The 17237-nt window shown below is 71.8% G+C and carries 19 protein-coding genes and 1 tRNA gene; 11 read left to right on the top strand and 9 right to left on the bottom strand.

All coding sequences use genetic code 11. The annotated features are described in order from the left end of the window. Positions 1-65: 65 nt before the first annotated feature. From tmk to MCBG_RS17895, 6 genes are all read left to right on the top strand, one after another. Entirely contained in the window at positions 66-2291 is a 2226-nt protein-coding gene (gene tmk / locus MCBG_RS17920) for a dTMP kinase (RefSeq protein WP_223201260.1), read from the top strand. Then, a complete protein-coding gene (locus MCBG_RS17915) occupies positions 2288-3586 on the top strand; it encodes a DNA polymerase III subunit delta' (protein WP_043327228.1) in 1299 nt (432 codons plus the stop codon). Before tmk ends, MCBG_RS17915 begins: the two co-directional genes overlap by 4 nt. 135 nt (positions 3587-3721) lie before the next feature. Beyond that, positions 3722-4051: a YbaB/EbfC family nucleoid-associated protein gene (locus MCBG_RS17910; RefSeq protein WP_013473591.1), complete on the top strand. Its 330-nt coding sequence runs from the start codon at positions 3722-3724 to the stop codon at positions 4049-4051. Between the two features lies 1 nt (position 4052). Continuing rightward, the gene (locus MCBG_RS17905; protein WP_030503764.1) at positions 4053-4358 is read left to right on the top strand and encodes a hypothetical protein; all 306 of its coding nucleotides are present in this window, start codon (positions 4053-4055) and stop codon (positions 4356-4358) included. Further along, a complete protein-coding gene (locus MCBG_RS17900) occupies positions 4358-5026 on the top strand; it encodes a hypothetical protein (protein WP_043327226.1) in 669 nt (222 codons plus the stop codon). The genes MCBG_RS17905 and MCBG_RS17900 overlap by 1 nt, the downstream gene beginning before the upstream one ends. 259 nt (positions 5027-5285) lie before the next feature. Continuing rightward, on the top strand, positions 5286-6128 hold the full coding sequence (locus MCBG_RS17895; RefSeq protein ID WP_043327224.1) for a PSP1 domain-containing protein: 843 nt from the start codon (positions 5286-5288) through the stop codon (positions 6126-6128). Positions 6129-6158: 30 nt separating this feature from the next. Here MCBG_RS17895 and MCBG_RS17890 read toward each other — a convergent pair whose 3' ends face one another. After that, on the bottom strand, positions 6159-7889 hold the full coding sequence (locus MCBG_RS17890; protein WP_043327222.1) for a metallophosphoesterase family protein: 1731 nt from the start codon (positions 7887-7889) through the stop codon (positions 6159-6161). A 134-nt stretch (positions 7890-8023) separates the two neighbouring features. Between MCBG_RS17890 and MCBG_RS17885 the strand changes: the two genes are divergently transcribed. Together MCBG_RS17885 and MCBG_RS17880 are read left to right on the top strand one after the other, a co-directional pair. After that, a tRNA-Thr gene (locus MCBG_RS17885) sits at positions 8024-8097 on the top strand. A gap of 124 nt (positions 8098-8221) precedes the next feature. Continuing rightward, positions 8222-8542, top strand: coding sequence for a hypothetical protein (locus MCBG_RS17880; RefSeq protein WP_030503768.1), 321 nt, complete (start codon positions 8222-8224; stop codon positions 8540-8542). A gap of 44 nt (positions 8543-8586) precedes the next feature. Here the strand turns inward: MCBG_RS17880 and MCBG_RS32570 are convergent, their stop codons facing one another. The 6 genes from MCBG_RS32570 to MCBG_RS17850 all read right to left on the bottom strand — a co-directional run bounded on the left by MCBG_RS32570 (position 8587) and on the right by MCBG_RS17850 (position 13606). Then, positions 8587-9369, bottom strand: a complete 783-nt coding sequence (locus MCBG_RS32570) for a hypothetical protein (protein WP_069088066.1) — start codon at positions 9367-9369, stop codon at positions 8587-8589. Continuing rightward, complete coding sequence (locus MCBG_RS17870) at positions 9366-9935, bottom strand: RNA polymerase sigma factor (RefSeq protein ID WP_043327218.1); 570 nt, start codon at positions 9933-9935, stop codon at positions 9366-9368. The genes MCBG_RS32570 and MCBG_RS17870 overlap by 4 nt, the downstream gene beginning before the upstream one ends. A 35-nt stretch (positions 9936-9970) precedes the next feature. After that, positions 9971-11086, bottom strand: coding sequence for an acyltransferase family protein (locus tag MCBG_RS17865; protein WP_043330717.1), 1116 nt, complete (start codon positions 11084-11086; stop codon positions 9971-9973). Between the two features lie 117 nt (positions 11087-11203). After that, positions 11204-11608 carry a hypothetical protein gene (locus MCBG_RS17860; protein ID WP_043327217.1) on the bottom strand — a complete coding sequence of 135 codons (405 nt, stop codon included), beginning with the start codon at positions 11606-11608 and terminating at the stop codon, positions 11204-11206. Between the two features lie 342 nt (positions 11609-11950). Continuing rightward, complete coding sequence (locus tag MCBG_RS17855) at positions 11951-12700, bottom strand: hypothetical protein (RefSeq protein WP_223201259.1); 750 nt, start codon at positions 12698-12700, stop codon at positions 11951-11953. A 24-nt stretch (positions 12701-12724) separates the two neighbouring features. Further along, positions 12725-13606, bottom strand: a complete 882-nt coding sequence (locus tag MCBG_RS17850) for an NAD(P)-dependent oxidoreductase (protein ID WP_043327215.1) — start codon at positions 13604-13606, stop codon at positions 12725-12727. Between the two features lie 97 nt (positions 13607-13703). Here MCBG_RS17850 and MCBG_RS17845 point away from each other — a divergent pair, with 97 nt between their 5' ends. After that, complete coding sequence (locus MCBG_RS17845; protein ID WP_043327213.1) at positions 13704-14066, top strand: winged helix-turn-helix transcriptional regulator; 363 nt, start codon at positions 13704-13706, stop codon at positions 14064-14066. 15 nt (positions 14067-14081) lie between these two features. Here MCBG_RS17845 and MCBG_RS17840 read toward each other — a convergent pair whose 3' ends face one another. After that, on the bottom strand, positions 14082-14906 hold the full coding sequence (locus MCBG_RS17840) for a TrmH family RNA methyltransferase (RefSeq protein WP_043327212.1): 825 nt from the start codon (positions 14904-14906) through the stop codon (positions 14082-14084). Between the two features lie 499 nt (positions 14907-15405). Further along, positions 15406-16026, bottom strand: a complete 621-nt coding sequence (locus tag MCBG_RS17835) for a pyridoxamine 5'-phosphate oxidase family protein (protein ID WP_030503779.1) — start codon at positions 16024-16026, stop codon at positions 15406-15408. 167 nt (positions 16027-16193) lie between these two features. Between MCBG_RS17835 and MCBG_RS17830 the strand changes: the two genes are divergently transcribed. Then, complete coding sequence (locus tag MCBG_RS17830) at positions 16194-16700, top strand: DUF2231 domain-containing protein (RefSeq protein WP_030503780.1); 507 nt, start codon at positions 16194-16196, stop codon at positions 16698-16700. Continuing rightward, the gene (locus tag MCBG_RS17825) at positions 16697-17233 is read left to right on the top strand and encodes an Hsp20/alpha crystallin family protein (RefSeq protein ID WP_043327210.1); all 537 of its coding nucleotides are present in this window, start codon (positions 16697-16699) and stop codon (positions 17231-17233) included. Before MCBG_RS17830 ends, MCBG_RS17825 begins: the two co-directional genes overlap by 4 nt. Positions 17234-17237 lie beyond the last annotated feature (4 nt).

Raw genomic sequence — 17237 nt, 5'->3', positions numbered from 1 at the left:
CTCAGCGAGCAGGTGAATGTCGCGCAGGCCTGCTCCTCCCGCGCGACTAGAGTGTTCCACCGGGGATGCCCAAACCTGGGCCGGCACGTGGAGGTACGGCCATCGAAAGCCAGAACAACGGCGAGTCGCCCGGCGTGTCGTCGCCCGGGACAGCCGCCGACCACTCCGGCGTCGCCGCCATCCGCTCGGTGCTGCGCATCCGGCCGTTCCGCAGGCTGTGGATCGTCCTCAGCGCCGCCTCCTTCGGCGACTGGCTCGGTCTGCTCGCCACCGCGCTGTTCGCCGCCTCCCAGGTCTCCGGCAGCACCGCCCAGGGCGCCGCGTTCGGCGGTGTGACAGCGATCCGGCTGCTCCCGGCGCTGGTGCTCGGCCCGGTGGCGGGCGTGTTCGCCGACCGGTTCGACCGCCGGTGGACGATGGTCATCTGCGACCTGCTGCGCTTCGTGCTGTTCGCCTCGATCCCGCTCTACGCGCTGACCGGTGCCGCCGGCGGGCTGGTGGTCGGCTGGGCGCTGATCGCCACGTTCCTGATCGAGTCGATCACGCTGATGTGGATCCCGGCCAAGGAAGCGGCGGTTCCCAACCTCATCCCGCGTACCCGGCTGGAAGCGGCGAACCAGCTCACGCTGATCACCACGTACGGCCTCACGCCGGTGGCCGCGGCCATCGCGCTGGCCGTGCTGGACCGCGGCGTCCGCGGCGCGGTCGGCGGCGACCTGCCGAACTGGGCCGAGCCGGCCCAGCTCGCGCTCTGGTTCAACGCGTTCTCCCGGCTGGCCACCGCGCTCGTGGTGGCGTTCGGGATCAAGGAGATCAGCCACGCCCAGCGCGGCGAGGCCGAGCGCTCCGAGCAGAGCATGTTCCGGCAGTTCTCCGAGGGCTGGAAGTACATCGGCCAGACCCCGCTCGTCCGCGGCCTGGTGCTGGGCATCTTCGGCGCGTTCGCCGGCGGCGGCATCGTGGTCGGCACGGCCAAGTTCTTCGCCAACTCGCTCGGCGCCGGTGACGCCGCGTTCTCGCTGCTCTTCGGCGCGATCTTCGTCGGCCTGGCGCTCGGCATCGGCCTCGGTCCGATGATCGTGCGGGACATGTCCCGCCGCCGCTGGTTCGGCATGAGCATCGTGCTCGCCAGCGCCTCGGTGCTGGTGCTCGCGTTCGCCATCCACCTGTCGATGGCCATCCTCGGCGCGATCCTGGTCGGCGCGGGCGCCGGCATGGCGTTCCTGGCCGGCACCACGCTGCTCGGCGGCGAGGTCGCCGACGAGGTACGCGGCCGGGTCTTCGCGGTGGTGCAGATCGGCACCCGGCTGGTGCTGATCCTCGCCATCGCGCTCAGCAGCCTCCTGGTCGGTGTCGGCGGCTCCCGCCAGCTCACCATCGCCGACCTGGGCATCTCCATCTCCTCGACGCGCTTGCTGCTGCTCGCCGCCGGCGCGGCCGGCATCATCGCCGGCATCAGCGCGTTCGGCCAGATGGACGACAAGAAGGGCGTGCCGGTCCTCGCCGACCTGTGGGGCTCGATCCGGGGCCGCCCGCTGATGCCGGCCGAGCCGTTCGTCTCCAGCGGTCTCTTCGTGGTCTTCGAGGGCGGCGAGGGCGCCGGCAAGTCCACCCAGCTCGCCGTGCTCGCCGAGCGCCTGCGCGCGCAGGGGCGGGACGTGGTGGTCACCCGCGAGCCGGGCGCCACACCGGTCGGTGAGCGGATCCGCTCGCTGGTGCTTGACACCGGCACGGCCGAGGCGCCGTCGCCGCGCGCCGAGGCGCTGCTCTACGCCGCCGACCGGGCGCACCACGTCGCGACCGTCGTCCGCCCGGCGCTCGTGCGCGGCGCGGTGGTGATCAGTGACCGGTACGTCGACTCGTCACTGGCCTACCAGGGCGCCGGCCGGACACTGCCGGTGGACGAGGTCTCCTGGCTCTCGTCCTGGGCCACCGGCGGGCTCAAGCCCGATCTGGTGGTGCTGCTCGACGTCGAGCCGCGTACCGGCCTGAGCCGGGTGGAGACGCGCAACGAGGGGGCCGACCGGCTGGAGGCCGAGTCGCTGACGTTCCACGAGCGCGTCCGGTACGCCTTCCTCGACCTGGCCGCCGGTGACCCGAAGCGTTACCTCGTGCTCGACGCGTCCCGGCCGGTGGACGAGATCGCCGACGCGGTGGCCCGCCGGGTGGGTGAGTTCCTCGCCGACCCGGCCGGGATCGTGCACCCGCGTCCGGCGCAGGGTCCGGACACCTCGGTCCAGCCTGAGTTATCCGACGCGGAGCTGGTGACGATGGAGCAACCCCGAAGATGACCGACGTCTTCGGCGATCTGGTCGGGCAGGACGAGGCGGTGGACACGCTGCGGCGGGCCGCCGCCTCGGCCGCCGCGCTGCTGCGCGCCGCCGTGCCCGTCGCGGCCGGCGCGCCGGCGGGCGGGTACGACGACCTCGACGCGCTCGCCGAGGAGTTCGACGGCGCCGACGCCGATCCGCCTCCGGCGCCCGCCGCTGAAGCCGATCCCGGTGCCGGGATGACCCACGCCTGGATCTTCACCGGGCCGCCCGGATCCGGCCGGTCGGTGGCCGCCCGCGCGTTCGCCGCCGCCCTGCAGTGCGTGCACGGCACCGGATGCGGCAGCTGCCCCGGCTGCCACACCACGCTCACCGGCACGCACGCCGACGTGCGCCTCGTCGTTCCGGACGGGCTCTCCATCGGTGTCGGCGAGATGCGCGCGCTGGTGCTCAGGGCGGCGAGCACGCCGTCCGGTGGCCGGTGGCAGGTAGTGATCATCGAGGACGCCGACCGGCTCACCGAGGCCGCCGGCAACGCGCTGCTCAAGGCGATCGAGGAGCCGCCGCCGCGTACCGTCTTCCTGCTCTGCGCCCCGTCCACCCACCCCGACGACATCTCCGTGACCATCCGGTCGCGCTGCCGCGTCGTACCGCTGCGCCAGCCGCCGCCGGCCGCGGTGGCCGAGGTGCTGGTCCGCCGGGACGGCATCGCGCCGGACGTGGCCGAGTGGGCCGCGGCGGCCGCGCAGGGGCACGTGGGCCGGGCCCGGCGGCTGGCCCGCGACCCGGAGGCCCGGCAGCGGCGCGACGCGGTGCTGGCCGTGCCGCGCCGGCTGACCGGCGTGGGCGCGGCGTTCGACGCCGCCTCGGCGCTGATCGAGGCCGCCGAGGCGGAGGCCGCCGCCTCGGTCGTCGAGATCGACGAGGCGGAGCGTACGGCGTTGCAGACCGCGCTCGGTGCGGGCGGCACCGGCCGGGGCGCGGCCGGCGCCATGCGCGGCGCGGCCGGCCAGCTCAAGGATTTGGAGAAGCGGCAGAAGTCGCGGGCCACCCGCGCTCAGCGGGACGCGCTCGACCGGGCGCTTGTCGACCTGGCCGGGTTCTACCGCGATGCGCTCACCATGGCGTTGCGGGCGCCGGTCGCCCCGGTGCACACCGACACCGCGGCGCTGGCCGGCGCGGGCGCGCAGAAGTGGGACGCCGAGGGCTCGCTGCGCCGCCTGGAGGCGGTGCTGGAGTGCCGGGCGGCGATCGAGGCGAACGTCAAGCCGCGGATCGCGGTGGAGGCGATGATGCTCGCCCTCTGGCGCGGCTGACCCACGCCCGCACCACGCTGTCCACAGGGCATCGACACGCGCGATTGGCGTGCGGTACGGTCCCCGGTGATGCCGCCGTGATCGAGGCGGCACGCTCAGTGATGTTGGGGCCGACCGGCCGGGAGGAGTCCGCCGATGCCGCGGGGCGAGATCGACGAGGCCTGGATCGAGGAGGCGGTGCGGCGCTACCGCCGCATCGAGAACCTGCAGGCCGAGTTCGACCAGGCGGTGGCCACTGTCGAGGTCACCGTCCGCTCGCCCGACGGCCTTGTCGAGGTGGTGGTGACAGCCGGTGGGCGCATCACCGACGTGCGTTTCCTCGGGCCGCTGCACCACCGCAGCCCACGTGACGTGGCCGGGTCGGTGCAGGCGGCGGTCACCGCCGCCGCCGACGCGGCGCAGTGGGCGCGGGAGAAGCTGCACAACGAGACGTTCGCGGCCTACCGGCCGCTGGCGGGAGCCTGACATGGAGACGCTGCGCGCCCTGGCCGCCCGCCTCGACGAGGCCGGCGCGACCCTCGCCACGCTGGCCCGCACGGTCACCGCCACCGACCCGCCGCACCCCGCGTTCGGCGCGCACGCCGCCGGCCGGCCCGGTGAGGTGGGCCGCGCGCTGCACCGGCAGTGGACCGCCGCCACCGCCGACCGGGCGCGCGAGGCACAGGCTGCCGCCGTCCGGCTGGCCGCCGCCGCGGCCGCGCTGCGCAGCGCCGCCGACCGCTATGCCGCCGCCGACGACGGCGTGGCCCGGCGGCTGGCCCGGGAGGCCTGATGGACGCGCTCGACCGCCTCGCGGAGCCGGGGCTCGACCTGCTCGCCCGCGTCGACACGCTGCTCGCCGCCGGCGCGCCCGAGGGCCACCGCCTCTGGCCGCTGCTGCGCCGCATGCAGGTGCTCCCCGGCGCGGCCGTGCGCGAGTTCCTCGACCTGCACCCCGCGCCGCTGACCGACGCCGGCCACGCCGTGCGCCGGCTCGTCCGGGGGTACGACGACACCTGCGCCCTGCTCGGCGACCAGGTCGCCTGGTCCGGCGCCGCCGCGTCGGCGTACGACGAGGCGCGCGCAACACTGCTCCGGCACCTGGACGAGGGGCCGGAGAGCCTGGTCGGGCGGCTGGAGTCGACGGCGAGTTTCGCGGACGCGCTGGCCGGCTGGGTGGAGGGCAGCCGGGTCGCGCTGGCCCGCGCGCTGGCCGAGGTGCTGGGTTCGTCCGAGGCGGTCGCCGTGCACGCGGCGACCCGGCCCGGCGTCCACGCCGGACCGGCCGGGGCGTCGGCCGCGGCCGAGATCGCCACCCGGATCCTGGGCGTGCTCGGAGTCGCCTACGACGGCGCCGAGACGCTGCTGCGTCAGTGGGGGCCGAGCCTCGCCGAGACGGTCTGGCGGGATCGGCCGGCGGTCGCGCCGCACTACGGCGGCACCACCCGAATCGGCTACTGACGGTCCACGGCGCCGCGCGCCGGACCGGCCGTGGCCGGGCAACGGCGGCGACGCCGTGGACTTCCCCTGCACCCCCCGCAGGTATGTCTTCACTCAACGCTGTCGGCAGACGCTTGTCCCGGCGGCGGGCGAGGTTTCAGCCGTCCGGGCGAGGCGAAGGGGCGATTCGGCCGGGTCGACGGAGCCGATCGCCGCTGTCGGTGACCGTACGGCGACCGCCCGCCGTACGGCGGGCCCCGATCCGCGTAGGGTGGGGCGCATGGGCATGCTCTGCGCGGTCAGTTTCAACCGGTACGGGCGCCTCTACTACCTCGACCCGGGCGAGCTGCGCCCGCAGGTGGGCGACCGGGTGCTGGTGCCCACCGACGAGGGGCCCGAGGTGGCCGAGTGCGTCTGGGCGGCCCAGTGGGTCACCGAGGACACCGACGGATTCCCGAAACTCGCCGGGCTCGCCGAGGACGACGATCTGCGCCGCGACGAGATGCTGCGCCGGCGCAAGGCCGAGGCGAAGGTGGCCGCCAAGCGGCTGATCCGCGAACACGGCCTGCCGATGAAGGTGGTAGCCGTCGACCACGTCCTGGCCACGCCGGAGAACGGCAGCGACCGCACCACCATCTACTTCACCGCGCCGCACCGGGTCGACTTCCGTTCCCTGGTCCGTGACCTGGGCGCCACCCTGCACTGCCGGGTCGAGCTGCGGCAGCTGTCCGCCCGCGACTCGGCACGGGTGCAGGGCGGCATCGGCTCCTGCGGGCGTGACCTGTGCTGCGCCACGTTCCTGACCGACTTCGAGCCGGTGACCATCCGGATGGCGAAGGACCAGGACCTGCCGCTCAACCCGCTGCGCATCTCCGGCGCGTGCGGGCGGCTGATGTGCTGCCTGAAGTACGAGCACCCGCTGTACCAGAAGTTCCAGGAGACGGCCCCCGCGGTCGGCAGCCGGGTGTCCACGCCGCAGGGTGAGGGCAAGGTGGTCGGCCACAGCGTCCCGCGCGACGCGGTGACGGTCCGCCTGGACGCCGACGGCTCCCGCTCGATGTGCTCCCGCGCGTCGGTCTGCGGCCCCAGACAGGCCCACGACCAGCACTACCCCCAGCCCTGACCCTCCCGCCCCTTCGGCGGCGATCAGGGGTCAGCGGATGACGATGGGGGGTTCGGCCAGGCGGGGGGTCAGCGGGGTCTTCGGGGTCAGCCAGGAGGCAGTGGGGGACTGGTCGGGGTTGAGCTGCCAGTCGTGGGACACCTTGTCCACGGCGATCGGGTAGATCGTCAACGTGCCGTCCGGGTCGATCCGGAACCGCAGGAACGCCTTCGAGTCCTCGATGCCCTGGGCGGCGAACAACTCGTTCAGGTTGACCCCGAACGCGCCGGCCACCAGCAGGTACAGCGCGACGAGCTGGCTGGCGACCAGACCGCTCACCGGCCCGTAGAGCACCGCCGCGGCGACCGCCGGCAGCGGCCACGGCCAGTCGTAGAACGGCAGCTGCAACCAGACCCACGTGCCGCCGGCGGCGAGAGCTATCTGGGCCAGTCCGTGCGCCACCCCGAGGATCCAGTGCCGGGCGTGCCGCTTCCCGCCCGCCGTGGGCGGCTTGGCGAAGAACACAGCGCCCATCATCGCCACCACCAGCATGATCGCCAGCGGCACGCTGAACAGGCGCTGCTCGGTGGTGCCCACCCGCTGCACCGCCACGCCGGCCATGGCCAGCATCAGCAGCGTGTGCAGGGTGCCGAGCAGCGTGGTGAAGCCCGGATTGCGGAACGGCAGCCGGGCGAAGATCCCCCAGCCGTACCGGCGGGAGCGCGCCTTGTCCGGGTAGCGCGCCGCCAGGTCGTACTCCTGGGTGTTGCTGGCCCGCCGGGTCAGCGTGTCACGCGGCGGGACCTCCAGCTTCTTCGGCAGCCGGTGCGTGGGGTACAGGTAGGCGCCGCCACCTCCGCACGTGACGAGCTGCCGGTCCGCCCCGGCGTAGCGGGCGTAGTGGTGCAGGTCGCCGGAGACCAGCACCCGCACCTGCGCGCCGGTCGGCGCGACGAGGGTACGGATGAAGTAGTCGATCGAGTCGTACGCGTTGGGGTGGTCCACGGCCTTGACCCACGTCGGCGCCGGCACCGCCAGGATCACCTTCGACTCCGGGGTGAGCTTGCGGGCCACCTCGTCGAAGTAGGTGAGCTGCGGGTCGTCCAGGTACGAGCCGGACTGGTCGTCGAGGCCGAGCAGCCACCAGCCGGCCGGCAGCTCGACCGCGAAGTACGAGCGGGACTGGCCGGTGCCCCAGCCGCCGAAGTGCCGGTCCCGGGTACGCACGAACAGCCGCAGGAACGCGGTCAGCCCGTCGTACCAGTCGTGGTTACCCGGCACCGCGAACAGCGTCGGCTGCTCCGGCGGCGCGACCGGCAGCGCGGACTGGTACGGGCCCTTGCAGCGGTCCTCGTACGCCTCGTAGCCCGCCGCCGGGTAGACCTGGTCACCACCCATCACCAGCGTCTGCGCCCGCGGAAGCCGGTGCCCGTCCACCGTCAGCTCCGGCTGGGCGAGCAGGTACGCCACCGAGTACGTGGCGTCGAAGCCGTCACCCAGGTCGGCCACGTAGTCGAGCCAGAGCCCGCCGTCCGGCCCGACCTGCCGGAACGTGCCGTCGCCGAACGCGTTCTGCAGCTCGCGCTTGTCCAGGTACGCCCCGAACAGCATCGCCAGCAGCGTACGCAGGCCGGTGCTGATCAACAGCAGCGGCGCGAGCCAGGGCACCGGCCGGCGCGGGGTGAAGCCCAACTCCTGCGGGTCGATCTTGCGGGGGCGGCGGGTGGCGCGCTCGCCGGGATGCGCCTCGGGGGCCGCTGGCCGCGGCGGTTCGTCGGTCACCCGCCGCAGGGTAGTCGGGACGCGGCGCGAAGTCTCTCCCGTGACGGGGCGGATGTGGCTCGGTGTCCGGGGTTCGGAGGCGGGGGGATCCGGTTCGGCTTCGGCCGGGGAGTGCCGTACACTTTACGATCGTTGCCGCCTTAGCTCAGTCGGCTAGAGCGACGCACTCGTAATGCGTAGGTCGACGGTTCGATTCCGTCAGGCGGCTCGGTACAGAATCCCAGGTCATCGGCCTGGGATTCGCCGTTTCCGGGGCGGACAACAGCGCCCTTCGACGGAGATGGGCTTCAGGAAGAGGAGTGGTTGGCGGCAGCGCGGCCTACGCTGCCGGAATGAAGGTGGGCAGGGTCTGGCGAGTGCACCACCGCAGCGAGTTGGTCGGTGAGGTCGATGAGCGGGAGCTCGACTTCCCCTGGATCCGCGGCCGCTTTCGGCCAGAGCCTGCTTTCCGACCACTGCGACCGATTTTCGCGGCATGGATCGAGGCCGTGAACTCCGGGGATGTTGAGGCATTGCGCCAGGCGCACGAGGCCATCTATCCGGCCGTGACGATGACTGACCCGACCGGGCGCGAAGTGCCATGGTTCATCTTGGTCATCGAAGGGGACGAGGCGCGCTTCCGGTGGCGTGATGAGCCCGTCACTGATCGGTAGCAAACCGGCCAGCACGTGGGCGGGCGGGGCCTGCCGAGCCACCCTCAGTCCAGCTTCGGTTGTTCGTACAGTTCGCGGGCGGACAGGATCACCGCGCTGCCGTCTGCGAGGCGGACGGTCAGTGTGGTGGTGTTGCTGCTCGACTCATCGAGGCCTTCGGGGTACCAGGCGCCGAAGTAACCGTCGCGAACGGTTGCCCGCGCCGTCCGTGACGAATCGCCATCCTCGGTCCGCAAGTTGATCTCCACGCTCGTCACCTGTGAGCCGACGTGTCCCGCCATGATCCGGACGTAGCCTTCGTCGGTGCGTAGCTGACCCCACGAGTACAGCTCGACACCCCCGGCGCCGAGCCGCTCGGTGCTGGTCAGCACGGTCAGGATGCTGGTATTCGTCACGTCCCCGTTGCGATCGCGGAAGCATGTCTGGCTTCCAGCCGGCGACACGGCGTTCACGTATGCGTACTCGCCGCGTTTTTCACCGATGACCACCCTTGCGACGCTCGCGTCCTGGGCAGGCAGGCATTTGCCGGCGATGTCGCGTGCCTCGGTATCCGAGATCGGACTCGGCTCGGGCGTCCACGACGCAAACGCGGGACCAGCGTTGAGAAATGTCAGGGTGAAGGCGACAGCGGCGGCGAGCGCTCCGGCCGCGCCGGCGATCGCCAGGCGAGGCCGACGGTGCGGTGTGCGCGCTGGTGCCGGGCGCGGTCGCCGATCAGTGGCGACGATCCGCTCGAGCAATTCTCGCGCGGGTTCCTGCGCGACGCGTGCGGGCACCGGGACGGCGGCAGAGCGGATTGTCCGGGCGAGGACGTCGTCGTGGGTCATGCGGAGCCTCCGCGTCGTGAAGGGCCGGCCGGTGCAGGGACGTTTGTGGGTTCGCTGATCGGCCGCTGACCAAGATGCTGACGCAGGCGGCGACGGGCGCGCAGCAGGCGCAAACTGAACGCGGGCCGGGAAATGCCCAGTACGTGTGCTGCCTGCGGCCCGGTGAGGTCTTCGATCGCGGTCAGCGTCAGCACTTCCTGATCGGCCGATGACAGGCGCTGCCAAGCCTTCACCAGGTCGACGCGGGTAGCCGCGAGGTCGGCCTCGGCGCTGCTCGGAGCATCGGGTTCCTGGAGGACGCGAAGCGCGAGGCTCTGCTGCCGCTGGTCGCTGCGCTGCCGATTGTGCAGAACATTGCGGGCGACGGTGAACAGCCAGGCGCGGGCCTCGCCGAGTGACTTCGGTACTTCGTCCAAGCGGCGCCACGCTATCAAGAACGTCTCGGCGACCACGTCTTCGGCAACGGCGAGGTGTGCACGGCGTTCGACGAAGAGCAGCAAATCGTCATACGCGGCCTCGAACAGCTCGCGGAAGGCGGAATCGGCCTCCGCGGTCGTCGGATCCACACCCTTCCTCGTGTTCGGCGCGTGGCGTCTGGTGCTCATTGTCGTCGCCGGTCCAATACGAAGCCGCGGATCAAGGGTGCGAGTGGGCGCTCGACGAAGCGATGGACAAGCCAGGCTGCCGCCAGCAGCCCAAGCACGGTGCCGCCGATCAGTATCGACGCGGGAAGGTTGGTTTCCTCGTACACGTTGCGGATCACGCTGTATCCAATGCGCGGGTGCAAGAGGTAGAAGGGGTAGCTGATGGCACCCGCAATGGCCAGCCAGCGCATTCTCACCCGGTCGGTGTAGCCGAGCGCGATGACGAGCATCAGAAGGTACACCCCGGTGAGCAGTACCGGTGCCGGCCAGACGGGCACCTCGAAGCCGGGCTTCAACTCCAGGGTCCGCCCGTACACGCGCTGCAGGCTGACCAGCCACGTGGCGAGTAGCAGCACCCACAGCCATGGATCGGATCGGTTGCGGCGAAGCAGGAACAGGGTGATTCCGGCGATGAAGTACGGCGCGAAGTCGGACATCACGACCTCGTCCAGGGCGGCGCCCCGGAAGACGGGCATGACCACGGCGACTGCCAGCCACACGGCAGCGAATATTTTTACTCCCCGCTCGGTCGGCTTGGCCGCAAGAATGCACGCCGCGATCAGATAGAACCGGAGCTCGATCCAGAGGGTCCAGTACACGGTGTCGACAAGCGGCGTGTTGAGGGGCTCCGCCAACATGGTCAGGTTGACCAGCACGCCCCACCCGTCCGGCAGAGGTGGGAAAGGCAGCCCGCCGCTGATCGGCAGCACTGCCGCCACGGCTGTCGTGGTCAGCACGCACACCCAGAACGCCGGATAGAGTCGCGCGACGCGGGAGGCAGCGAACTCGCGAACGGTACGCCCCCAGCCGCTCATGAGGATCACAAATCCGCTGATCAGAAAGAACGTCTCGACTCCGAGGAAGCCATAGATCAGAACCGGTGCCGCGTCCGGCAGGAAGTATGCCGGCGGGCGCACGCCGTCCAACCTCCATGAGTCGCCGAAGTGGTATCCGGCCACCGCAAGAGCACAGATCAGCCGCAACCCGTCCAGCACGTACAACCGGGGCGCCCGCCCGGGAGGGCTGCTGACGGGCGGCGGCGTCGGCGCGCGGTCGAGCACCGCGGTCGTCATACTCTGCTCCTGTCCTGGATACACGACTGCATCCAGGACAGACATGTGCAGCACCGCGTCAAGTGCTACAGGTGATCACCGTCACGGGTGGTTCGACCGGATCTGGCGCCTCTGGCCTCAGCCGATGCGTAGCAGCAATACCTGGTCGTCGCGGAGTTCGGAGATGCTGTCGCGCAACAGCCTCAGCCCATCCAAACCGGCCGTGCCGCTCTCCTCGAAGTCCAGTCCCATTTCCTCGAAGTGGGCGGCCAACTCCGCCTCGCGGTGCCCGGCGGGGTCGAGCTGATCCAGGAACCGCTTGTGTGCGGGAGTGATGAGCACGGTCAGGTCGTGCACCTTGTTGATGGCCGCCGACTCGGCATCGAACTCCGACTGCTCCAGGTCTACGTCGCGCTCCTCCAGATAGCTCAAGACGTGCAGCATGCAGTACCCGGACCAGTCGTACTCCTCCCGCGGCTCGCGTCCGTGTTCGGCGAGGTAGGAGCCGAGTGACGACGACGATGTGCGGGCGAGGTGGGCCAACTCGGGGATGCTTCTCCTGGGAACCAGGGTCAGTGACGCGACAGCAGACAACGCACCCTCCGTCGTACGGACTCTGCCGGGCAGGCTACGGGGAGGGAGCGACAACGTGTCAGCGGATCGTTGCGGCGGCCGATGGCTCCCTAGCCATCCGTGCAGCCAAGGAAAGCCGCAGGCGCTGACGGCACCCGACCCATGTCGTAACCGCCTGTTACGGTGCGCCGCAGTTGGCCGGTCAGAGCAACCCCACGCAGACCCACGAGCCCGAGGTGAGCGGCCCGCATCCAATCCGCATCTCGCGTTGCGACCGCCTTGCCCAGCCGGTTGGCGACGGCGTCCAGGTCGTCACCGAACAGAGCCACGTACACCTCCAAGTGATGGTGCGGGGGAGCCGGACAAGACGGCGGCAGCGGCCCAGGCCAGCAGCAAGCCCATGGTCAGGCCGGGCGGCAGGTACCAGAACGTGAGGAAGCCGGCTGGTGGCGTCAACGGCAGTGCCGCGACGAGCGCCCATGCGACGCGGCGCGGCAGCACGCCGCGACGCAGCCCCTGCAGCCCGCACCAGACGGTGCCCACCAGCGCCGTCAACAGGGCCACGAGGTCGAACAACCACCCGTACCCGGGGGTGCTGTATTCCAGGCCGATCGCGATGCCTGCGGTGAGGAGCCCGTACCTCGTGAGGCGGCGGGGCATCGCGGTGGCGTGGCCGGTGACCGTCCGGACGAGCGGCAGCGCCAGCAGCACGGACACGAAGAAGGGCCCGCGCCAGATCCACGCCGGCTCCCCACCGTCGAACAACGGCAGGTTCTCGGCCATCCATCGCGACGGAGCGGGTAGGGAGCTGACGGCTCGGCCGCCGCCGACCTCCCACTGCGTGGCCATCGCGGCGCCGAGCACTGCCGCGATCACCGGCGCGAGAACCGCCAGGACGCGCCGCCAGCGGGCGACCGGCAACTTGCCCTCGACGCCGGTCGGGCCGGCACGATCGGGTACGCGCTGCGGATGCTTCTGTCGCATCGCACGATCGTCATTGCGTCGCTGGGAATTCTCATCAGGGGAACAGCCGGGATCACCATCGGCGTATCGGCGGTCCACGTGGGTTGTCTCGGTCCGCGGCGGTCAGCGCACCAGCAGGTCGATGACGCCCGTCAGGTCCTCCTCGCCGCTGCCCTCGGCCAGGCGGCGGCGCATCAGCTCGAAGTAGGGGCTGAGCAGTTCCGGGCTGACGCCCTGCTCTGCCGCGGTGCGCAGGAACGTCGGTGTGCCGGCCACCTGCATGGCGAGATTGGAGACGACGCCCTTCGTGTAGTCGCCGCTGCGCAGCTGGTCGGCGGTCTGGTGAACGGTCGGGGCCATCGCGACGAGCCAGTCGGCGAGCAGCGGGGCCAGCGACGCGGGGTCGATGTCCTCCCGGCGGATCAGGGCGAAAGCGTGCGCTGCCCCGGCGAACATGCCGTACATGGCGCTGAGCAGGGCCACGTCGTGCAGGGCGGCGAAGCCCGCGTCCCGGCCGACGTAGGTGGTGCCGGCGGGGACGGCGAGCGTCTCCCGGTGCCGTTCGAACAGCTCGCGGGAGCCGCTGTAGAAGACGTAGCCGCCGGCGTCCGGGACGCCGATCATCGGAGGGACGGCCATGATTCCGCCGTCCAGGTAGCGAGCGCCGCGCTCGCGGGCCCAGTCGGCCCGGGCGCGGGCCTGGGCGGGCGTACCCGTGGTCAGGTTGACCAGATCCCTGCCGGCCAGGTCGGCGCCGGCCAGCACCTCCTCGACCGAGGCGTCGTCCAGCAGGCAGACGACGACAAGGGTGTTCGCGGCGACGGCCTCGGCGGCGCTGTCGGCGACCGTCGCTCCCTCGGCGGATATCGCCGCGGCGCGGGTCGGGGTGCGGTTCCAGACGGTGAGCGGGTGGCGGGCGGCGAGCCAGGCGCGGGCCAGCGCGGCGCCCATCGCGCCGAGGCCCAGCAGCGTCACGGGCGTCTTCTCCACAGTGTCGGGTGCCATGCCGAAAAGGCTGGTCGCAGGCCCGCAGGCGATCAAGTACGCACTTCGGAGTAGGTGGTTACCCTGTGGTGAGCGAGCAGGTCGGAAGGGCGGGGGCATGACGACGTTGAACCGGCCGGGCGCACCGGACGGCCATGTCTGCGGGATCGACGCCGCGATGGAGGTGATCGGGGGCAAGTGGAAGGTGCTGATCCTCTGGGCACTCCACGAGCACCCGTACCGCCGCTTCGGCGAGTTGCGCCGGCTGCTGCCGGGGATCACCGAGAAGGTGCTGGCCGCCCACCTGCGCGAGATGGAGGCGGACGGCGTCGTGCACCGGGTCTCCTACGACGAGGTGCCGCCCCGCGTCGAGTACTCGCTGACCGAGGACGGCGTACGCCTCAACGACGCGCTCGAACCGCTGGCCGCCTGGGGACGTGAGCGGCCGTCGAGGACCGCTACCGGCACGGCCGCCTCGTAGCGGCGGGCCCAGGCATCACCGCTGCTTCGCGCGCTGGCGGGCGGCCTCGTACAGCGCCACCGTCCCGGCCGCCGCCGCGTTCAGCGAACTCGCCGCACCGACGATCGGAATGCGTACGATCCGGTCGGCCGCCTCCTGCCAGCCCTTGCTGAGTCCGTGCGTCTCGTTGCCGACGAGCAGGAGAGTGGGCCCGGTCAGGTCGTGCTCCGCTACGTCCACGTCGCCGTGTTCGTCCGTACCGATGATCTGGATCTGTGGTCCCGCCTTCCGCATCGCGGCGACCCAGTCGAGGACGGCGTGGTGGCTGGGGACGCGCACGGCCGGTACGGCGAACAGCGACCCGGTGCTGGCCCGTACCGCCTTCGGGTCGTACGGGTCGGCGGCGTGACCGGTGACCACCACGCCGGACGCGCCGAAGGCGTCGGCGGACCGGATCAGCGTGCCGATGTTGCCCGGGGTCTTGGGGCGGTCGAAGACCACCACGAGCATGTCGGGCCCGACCGGGATGCGGGCCAGGTCGTCATCGGGCTGCGCCACCACGGCCAGCAGTTCGGGGGACTCCTCCTCCTTGCCGCTGAGTTCCCGCATCAGCTCGGGCGCGAGGGCCACCCGCCGGGCGTCGGTGCGGTCGAGCAGTTCCCGGCACCAGCGGGACAACTGTTGCCGGTCCGGGTACAGCAGCGCCCGGATCTCCCAGCCCTGTTCCAGGGCGACGGTGATCGGGCGTACCCCCTGGACCAGGAACTCCCCGGCACGCTGGCGCTTGTTGCGGTTGGTCAGCAGCGCCTGCCACTGCTGGAAGCTCGCGTTCCGGGTGGTGATCGTCAAGGTCTTCGCCACGCAGCCGATTCAACCCCATCCGGTGCCGGTCCCGGGGTTGCGGGCCCCGGCGACGATGGCCGGGTGATCAACCGCCGGCCGTTCCTGATCCGCCTCGCGTGCGTACTGCTGGTGGTCGGCGGCGGCGCGTTGCTGTGGCTGCCGTTCCACACCCAGATGGAGTTGGACGACTGGGCGGTGACGCTGCGCGAGCGGGGTACGCCCGCGCGGGCGGTCGTCGTCGACCAGGTGACGGAGAGCGGCGGCAACCGGAGTCCCTCGTCGAGCACGATGTATTTCAGCTACGAGGTGGACGGCCGGACGCACGCGCAGGAGGTGGCCTGCTTCGAGGTGTGCCGGGCCGCCGGAGCGGAGGTGTCGATCTGGGTGAACCCGGCGGACCCGGCGTGTCACCCCGCCGCGCCGCGACCGGCCGCGCCGGGTGGAGCCGGCGACGGGCGGTCGCGGGTACGTGGGCCGGGGCAAGCGCAAGCGCAACGTCCGGCCCTGACCACGGGACTCAGCGGTACAGGGTCTCCAGGTACGCCGGGCCGTAGTGGCGTTCCAGGTCGGCCAGGCTCTCCGCCGGCGCCTCCACCTCCTTGATCAGCCGGGCCCGGGTCGGCAGCACGTCCGGCTGCCAGGTCTCCGGCTGCCACAGCTCGGAGCGCAGGAACGCCTTCGCGCAGTGGTAGAAGATCTGCTCGATCGCGACCTCGACGGCCAGCACCGGCCGGTGGCCCTTGACCTCCATGTCGGCGAACCACGGCGCGTCGGCGATCAGCCGGGCGCGCCCGTTGATCCGCAGCGTGTCGGTGCGGCCGGGAATCAGGAAGATCAACCCGACGTGCGGGTTGGCCAGGATGTTGCGGTAGCCGTCGGCCCGCCGGTTGCCGGGCCGCTCCGGAATCGCGATCGTGGTGTCGTCGAGCACCAGCGCGAAGCCGGGCGGGTCACCCTTGGGGGAGACGTCGCAGGTGCCGTCCGCGCCAGCGGTGGCGATCAGGCAGAACGGTGACGCGGCGAGCCACTCCCGGTCGCGTTCGTGCAGCGTACGGCGGTCCTTGGCGGCAGCGCGCGGCATCGGCGTGCCGATCAGCTCGCGTAGTTCGGCCTCGCTGGTGATCTCCCGGGTCGTCACGTCTTCCTCCCCCGTCCGTTGATCGTCACGACGGTTCCGGCCCGCGACGGGCCGCGTTCCGCCATGGTCAGCCTAGGAGAGCGCGTCGAGCGTCGGGTTTGCCCCCGGGGCCGGCGGGTAGGGACCGGTTCGCAGCGTGCGGCCGGACGTGACGGATGGAGGCCGAGATGGAGAGCCGGCTCAAGGTGCTCGGCCATCCCGTGCACCCGATGCTCGTGATGTTTCCGGTGGCGCTCTTCGTGACCGCCGTGATCTTCGACGTGGTGGACACCGTGGGCGGGCCCGGCTTCCTGGCCGAAGTCGCGTACTGGAACATCACCGTCGGTCTGATCGGCGGCCTGCTGGCCGCGGCGGCCGGGGCGTTCGACCTGCTCGCCCTGCCGGCCGGCACCCGCGCCAAGCGGGTCGGTGTCACCCACGCCGCCGCCAACGTGGCGGTGATCCTGCTGTTCGCCGCGGTCTGGGTGGTCCGGCTCAACGCCGACTCGCGGGCGGCCGGGGGCGCGCTCGTCGCCATCGAGGTGGTCGCCCTGGCGATCCTCGGCGTCAGCGCGTGGCTCGGCGGTGAACTGGTGGACCGCCTCGGCGTCGGCGTCGACCCGGAGCACGATCTCAACGCGCCCAGCTCGCTGCGACCCCCCTCGGCGACCCAGCGGATCGGAGACGCGCGATGACGGAACAGGGCAGCGGACGGGGCTGGCGTGGCCGCCAGCAGGGCTGGGACCCGATGGGCGAGCTCCAGTCGCTGCGCTCCGAGCTGAGCCGGCTGGTCGGCGGACGCTCCGGCAGCCAGGACGTGGATCTGGCCGAGACGGCGGACGGCTGGGAGGTGGTCGTCCGGCTCCCCGGTGTGGCGCCGGAGGAGGTGGCCGTCGAGCTGGACGACCGGGAGCTGTGCGTACGCGCCCGGTCGGAAGCCGAGGTCAACGCCGACCACGGCATCCCGGGCGGGTTCACCACGCGCGGCTTCGAGTACCGCGTCGACCTGCCGTCCCGGGTGGACCCGGACCGGATCGACGCGGTGATGGACCACGGCCTGCTGCGGGTGCGGTTGCCCCGGGCGGCCCGGCCCGCGCCGCGCACCATCACCGTCGGCCGCACCGGCCCGCGCGCGGGCGTCGACCGTACGCCGATGCCGGCCGACCCGGCCGCGGACCGGGAGCTGCACCACCCGGACACCGCGCTCGACGAGATCGACAGGCCGTAGGGGC

The sequence above is a fragment of the Micromonospora sp. M42 genome (assembly GCF_000568915.1).
In the GTDB taxonomy this organism is placed as follows: Bacteria; Actinomycetota; Actinomycetes; order Mycobacteriales; family Micromonosporaceae; genus Micromonospora; species Micromonospora chalcea.
This window is presented reverse-complemented; position numbering and strand designations above follow the sequence as displayed.

What these genes read in the sequence shown, in the direction of transcription:
- tmk (WP_223201260.1), top strand. Translation starts at nt 66, where the DNA reads ATGCCCAAACCTGGGCCGGCACGTGGAGGTACGGCCATCGAAAGCCAG.
- MCBG_RS17915 (WP_043327228.1), top strand. Translation starts at nt 2,288, where the DNA reads ATGACCGACGTCTTCGGCGATCTGGTCGGGCAGGACGAGGCGGTGGAC.
- MCBG_RS17910 (WP_013473591.1), top strand. Translation starts at nt 3,722, where the DNA reads ATGCCGCGGGGCGAGATCGACGAGGCCTGGATCGAGGAGGCGGTGCGG.
- MCBG_RS17905 (WP_030503764.1), top strand. Translation starts at nt 4,053, where the DNA reads ATGGAGACGCTGCGCGCCCTGGCCGCCCGCCTCGACGAGGCCGGCGCG.
- MCBG_RS17900 (WP_043327226.1), top strand. Translation starts at nt 4,358, where the DNA reads ATGGACGCGCTCGACCGCCTCGCGGAGCCGGGGCTCGACCTGCTCGCC.
- MCBG_RS17895 (WP_043327224.1), top strand. Translation starts at nt 5,286, where the DNA reads ATGGGCATGCTCTGCGCGGTCAGTTTCAACCGGTACGGGCGCCTCTAC.
- MCBG_RS17880 (WP_030503768.1), top strand. Translation starts at nt 8,222, where the DNA reads ATGAAGGTGGGCAGGGTCTGGCGAGTGCACCACCGCAGCGAGTTGGTC.
- MCBG_RS32570 (WP_069088066.1), bottom strand. Translation starts at nt 9,369, where the DNA reads ATGACCCACGACGACGTCCTCGCCCGGACAATCCGCTCTGCCGCCGTC.
- MCBG_RS17865 (WP_043330717.1), bottom strand. Translation starts at nt 11,086, where the DNA reads ATGACGACCGCGGTGCTCGACCGCGCGCCGACGCCGCCGCCCGTCAGC.
- MCBG_RS17850 (WP_043327215.1), bottom strand. Translation starts at nt 13,606, where the DNA reads ATGGCACCCGACACTGTGGAGAAGACGCCCGTGACGCTGCTGGGCCTC.
- MCBG_RS17845 (WP_043327213.1), top strand. Translation starts at nt 13,704, where the DNA reads ATGACGACGTTGAACCGGCCGGGCGCACCGGACGGCCATGTCTGCGGG.
- MCBG_RS17830 (WP_030503780.1), top strand. Translation starts at nt 16,194, where the DNA reads ATGGAGAGCCGGCTCAAGGTGCTCGGCCATCCCGTGCACCCGATGCTC.
- MCBG_RS17825 (WP_043327210.1), top strand. Translation starts at nt 16,697, where the DNA reads ATGACGGAACAGGGCAGCGGACGGGGCTGGCGTGGCCGCCAGCAGGGC.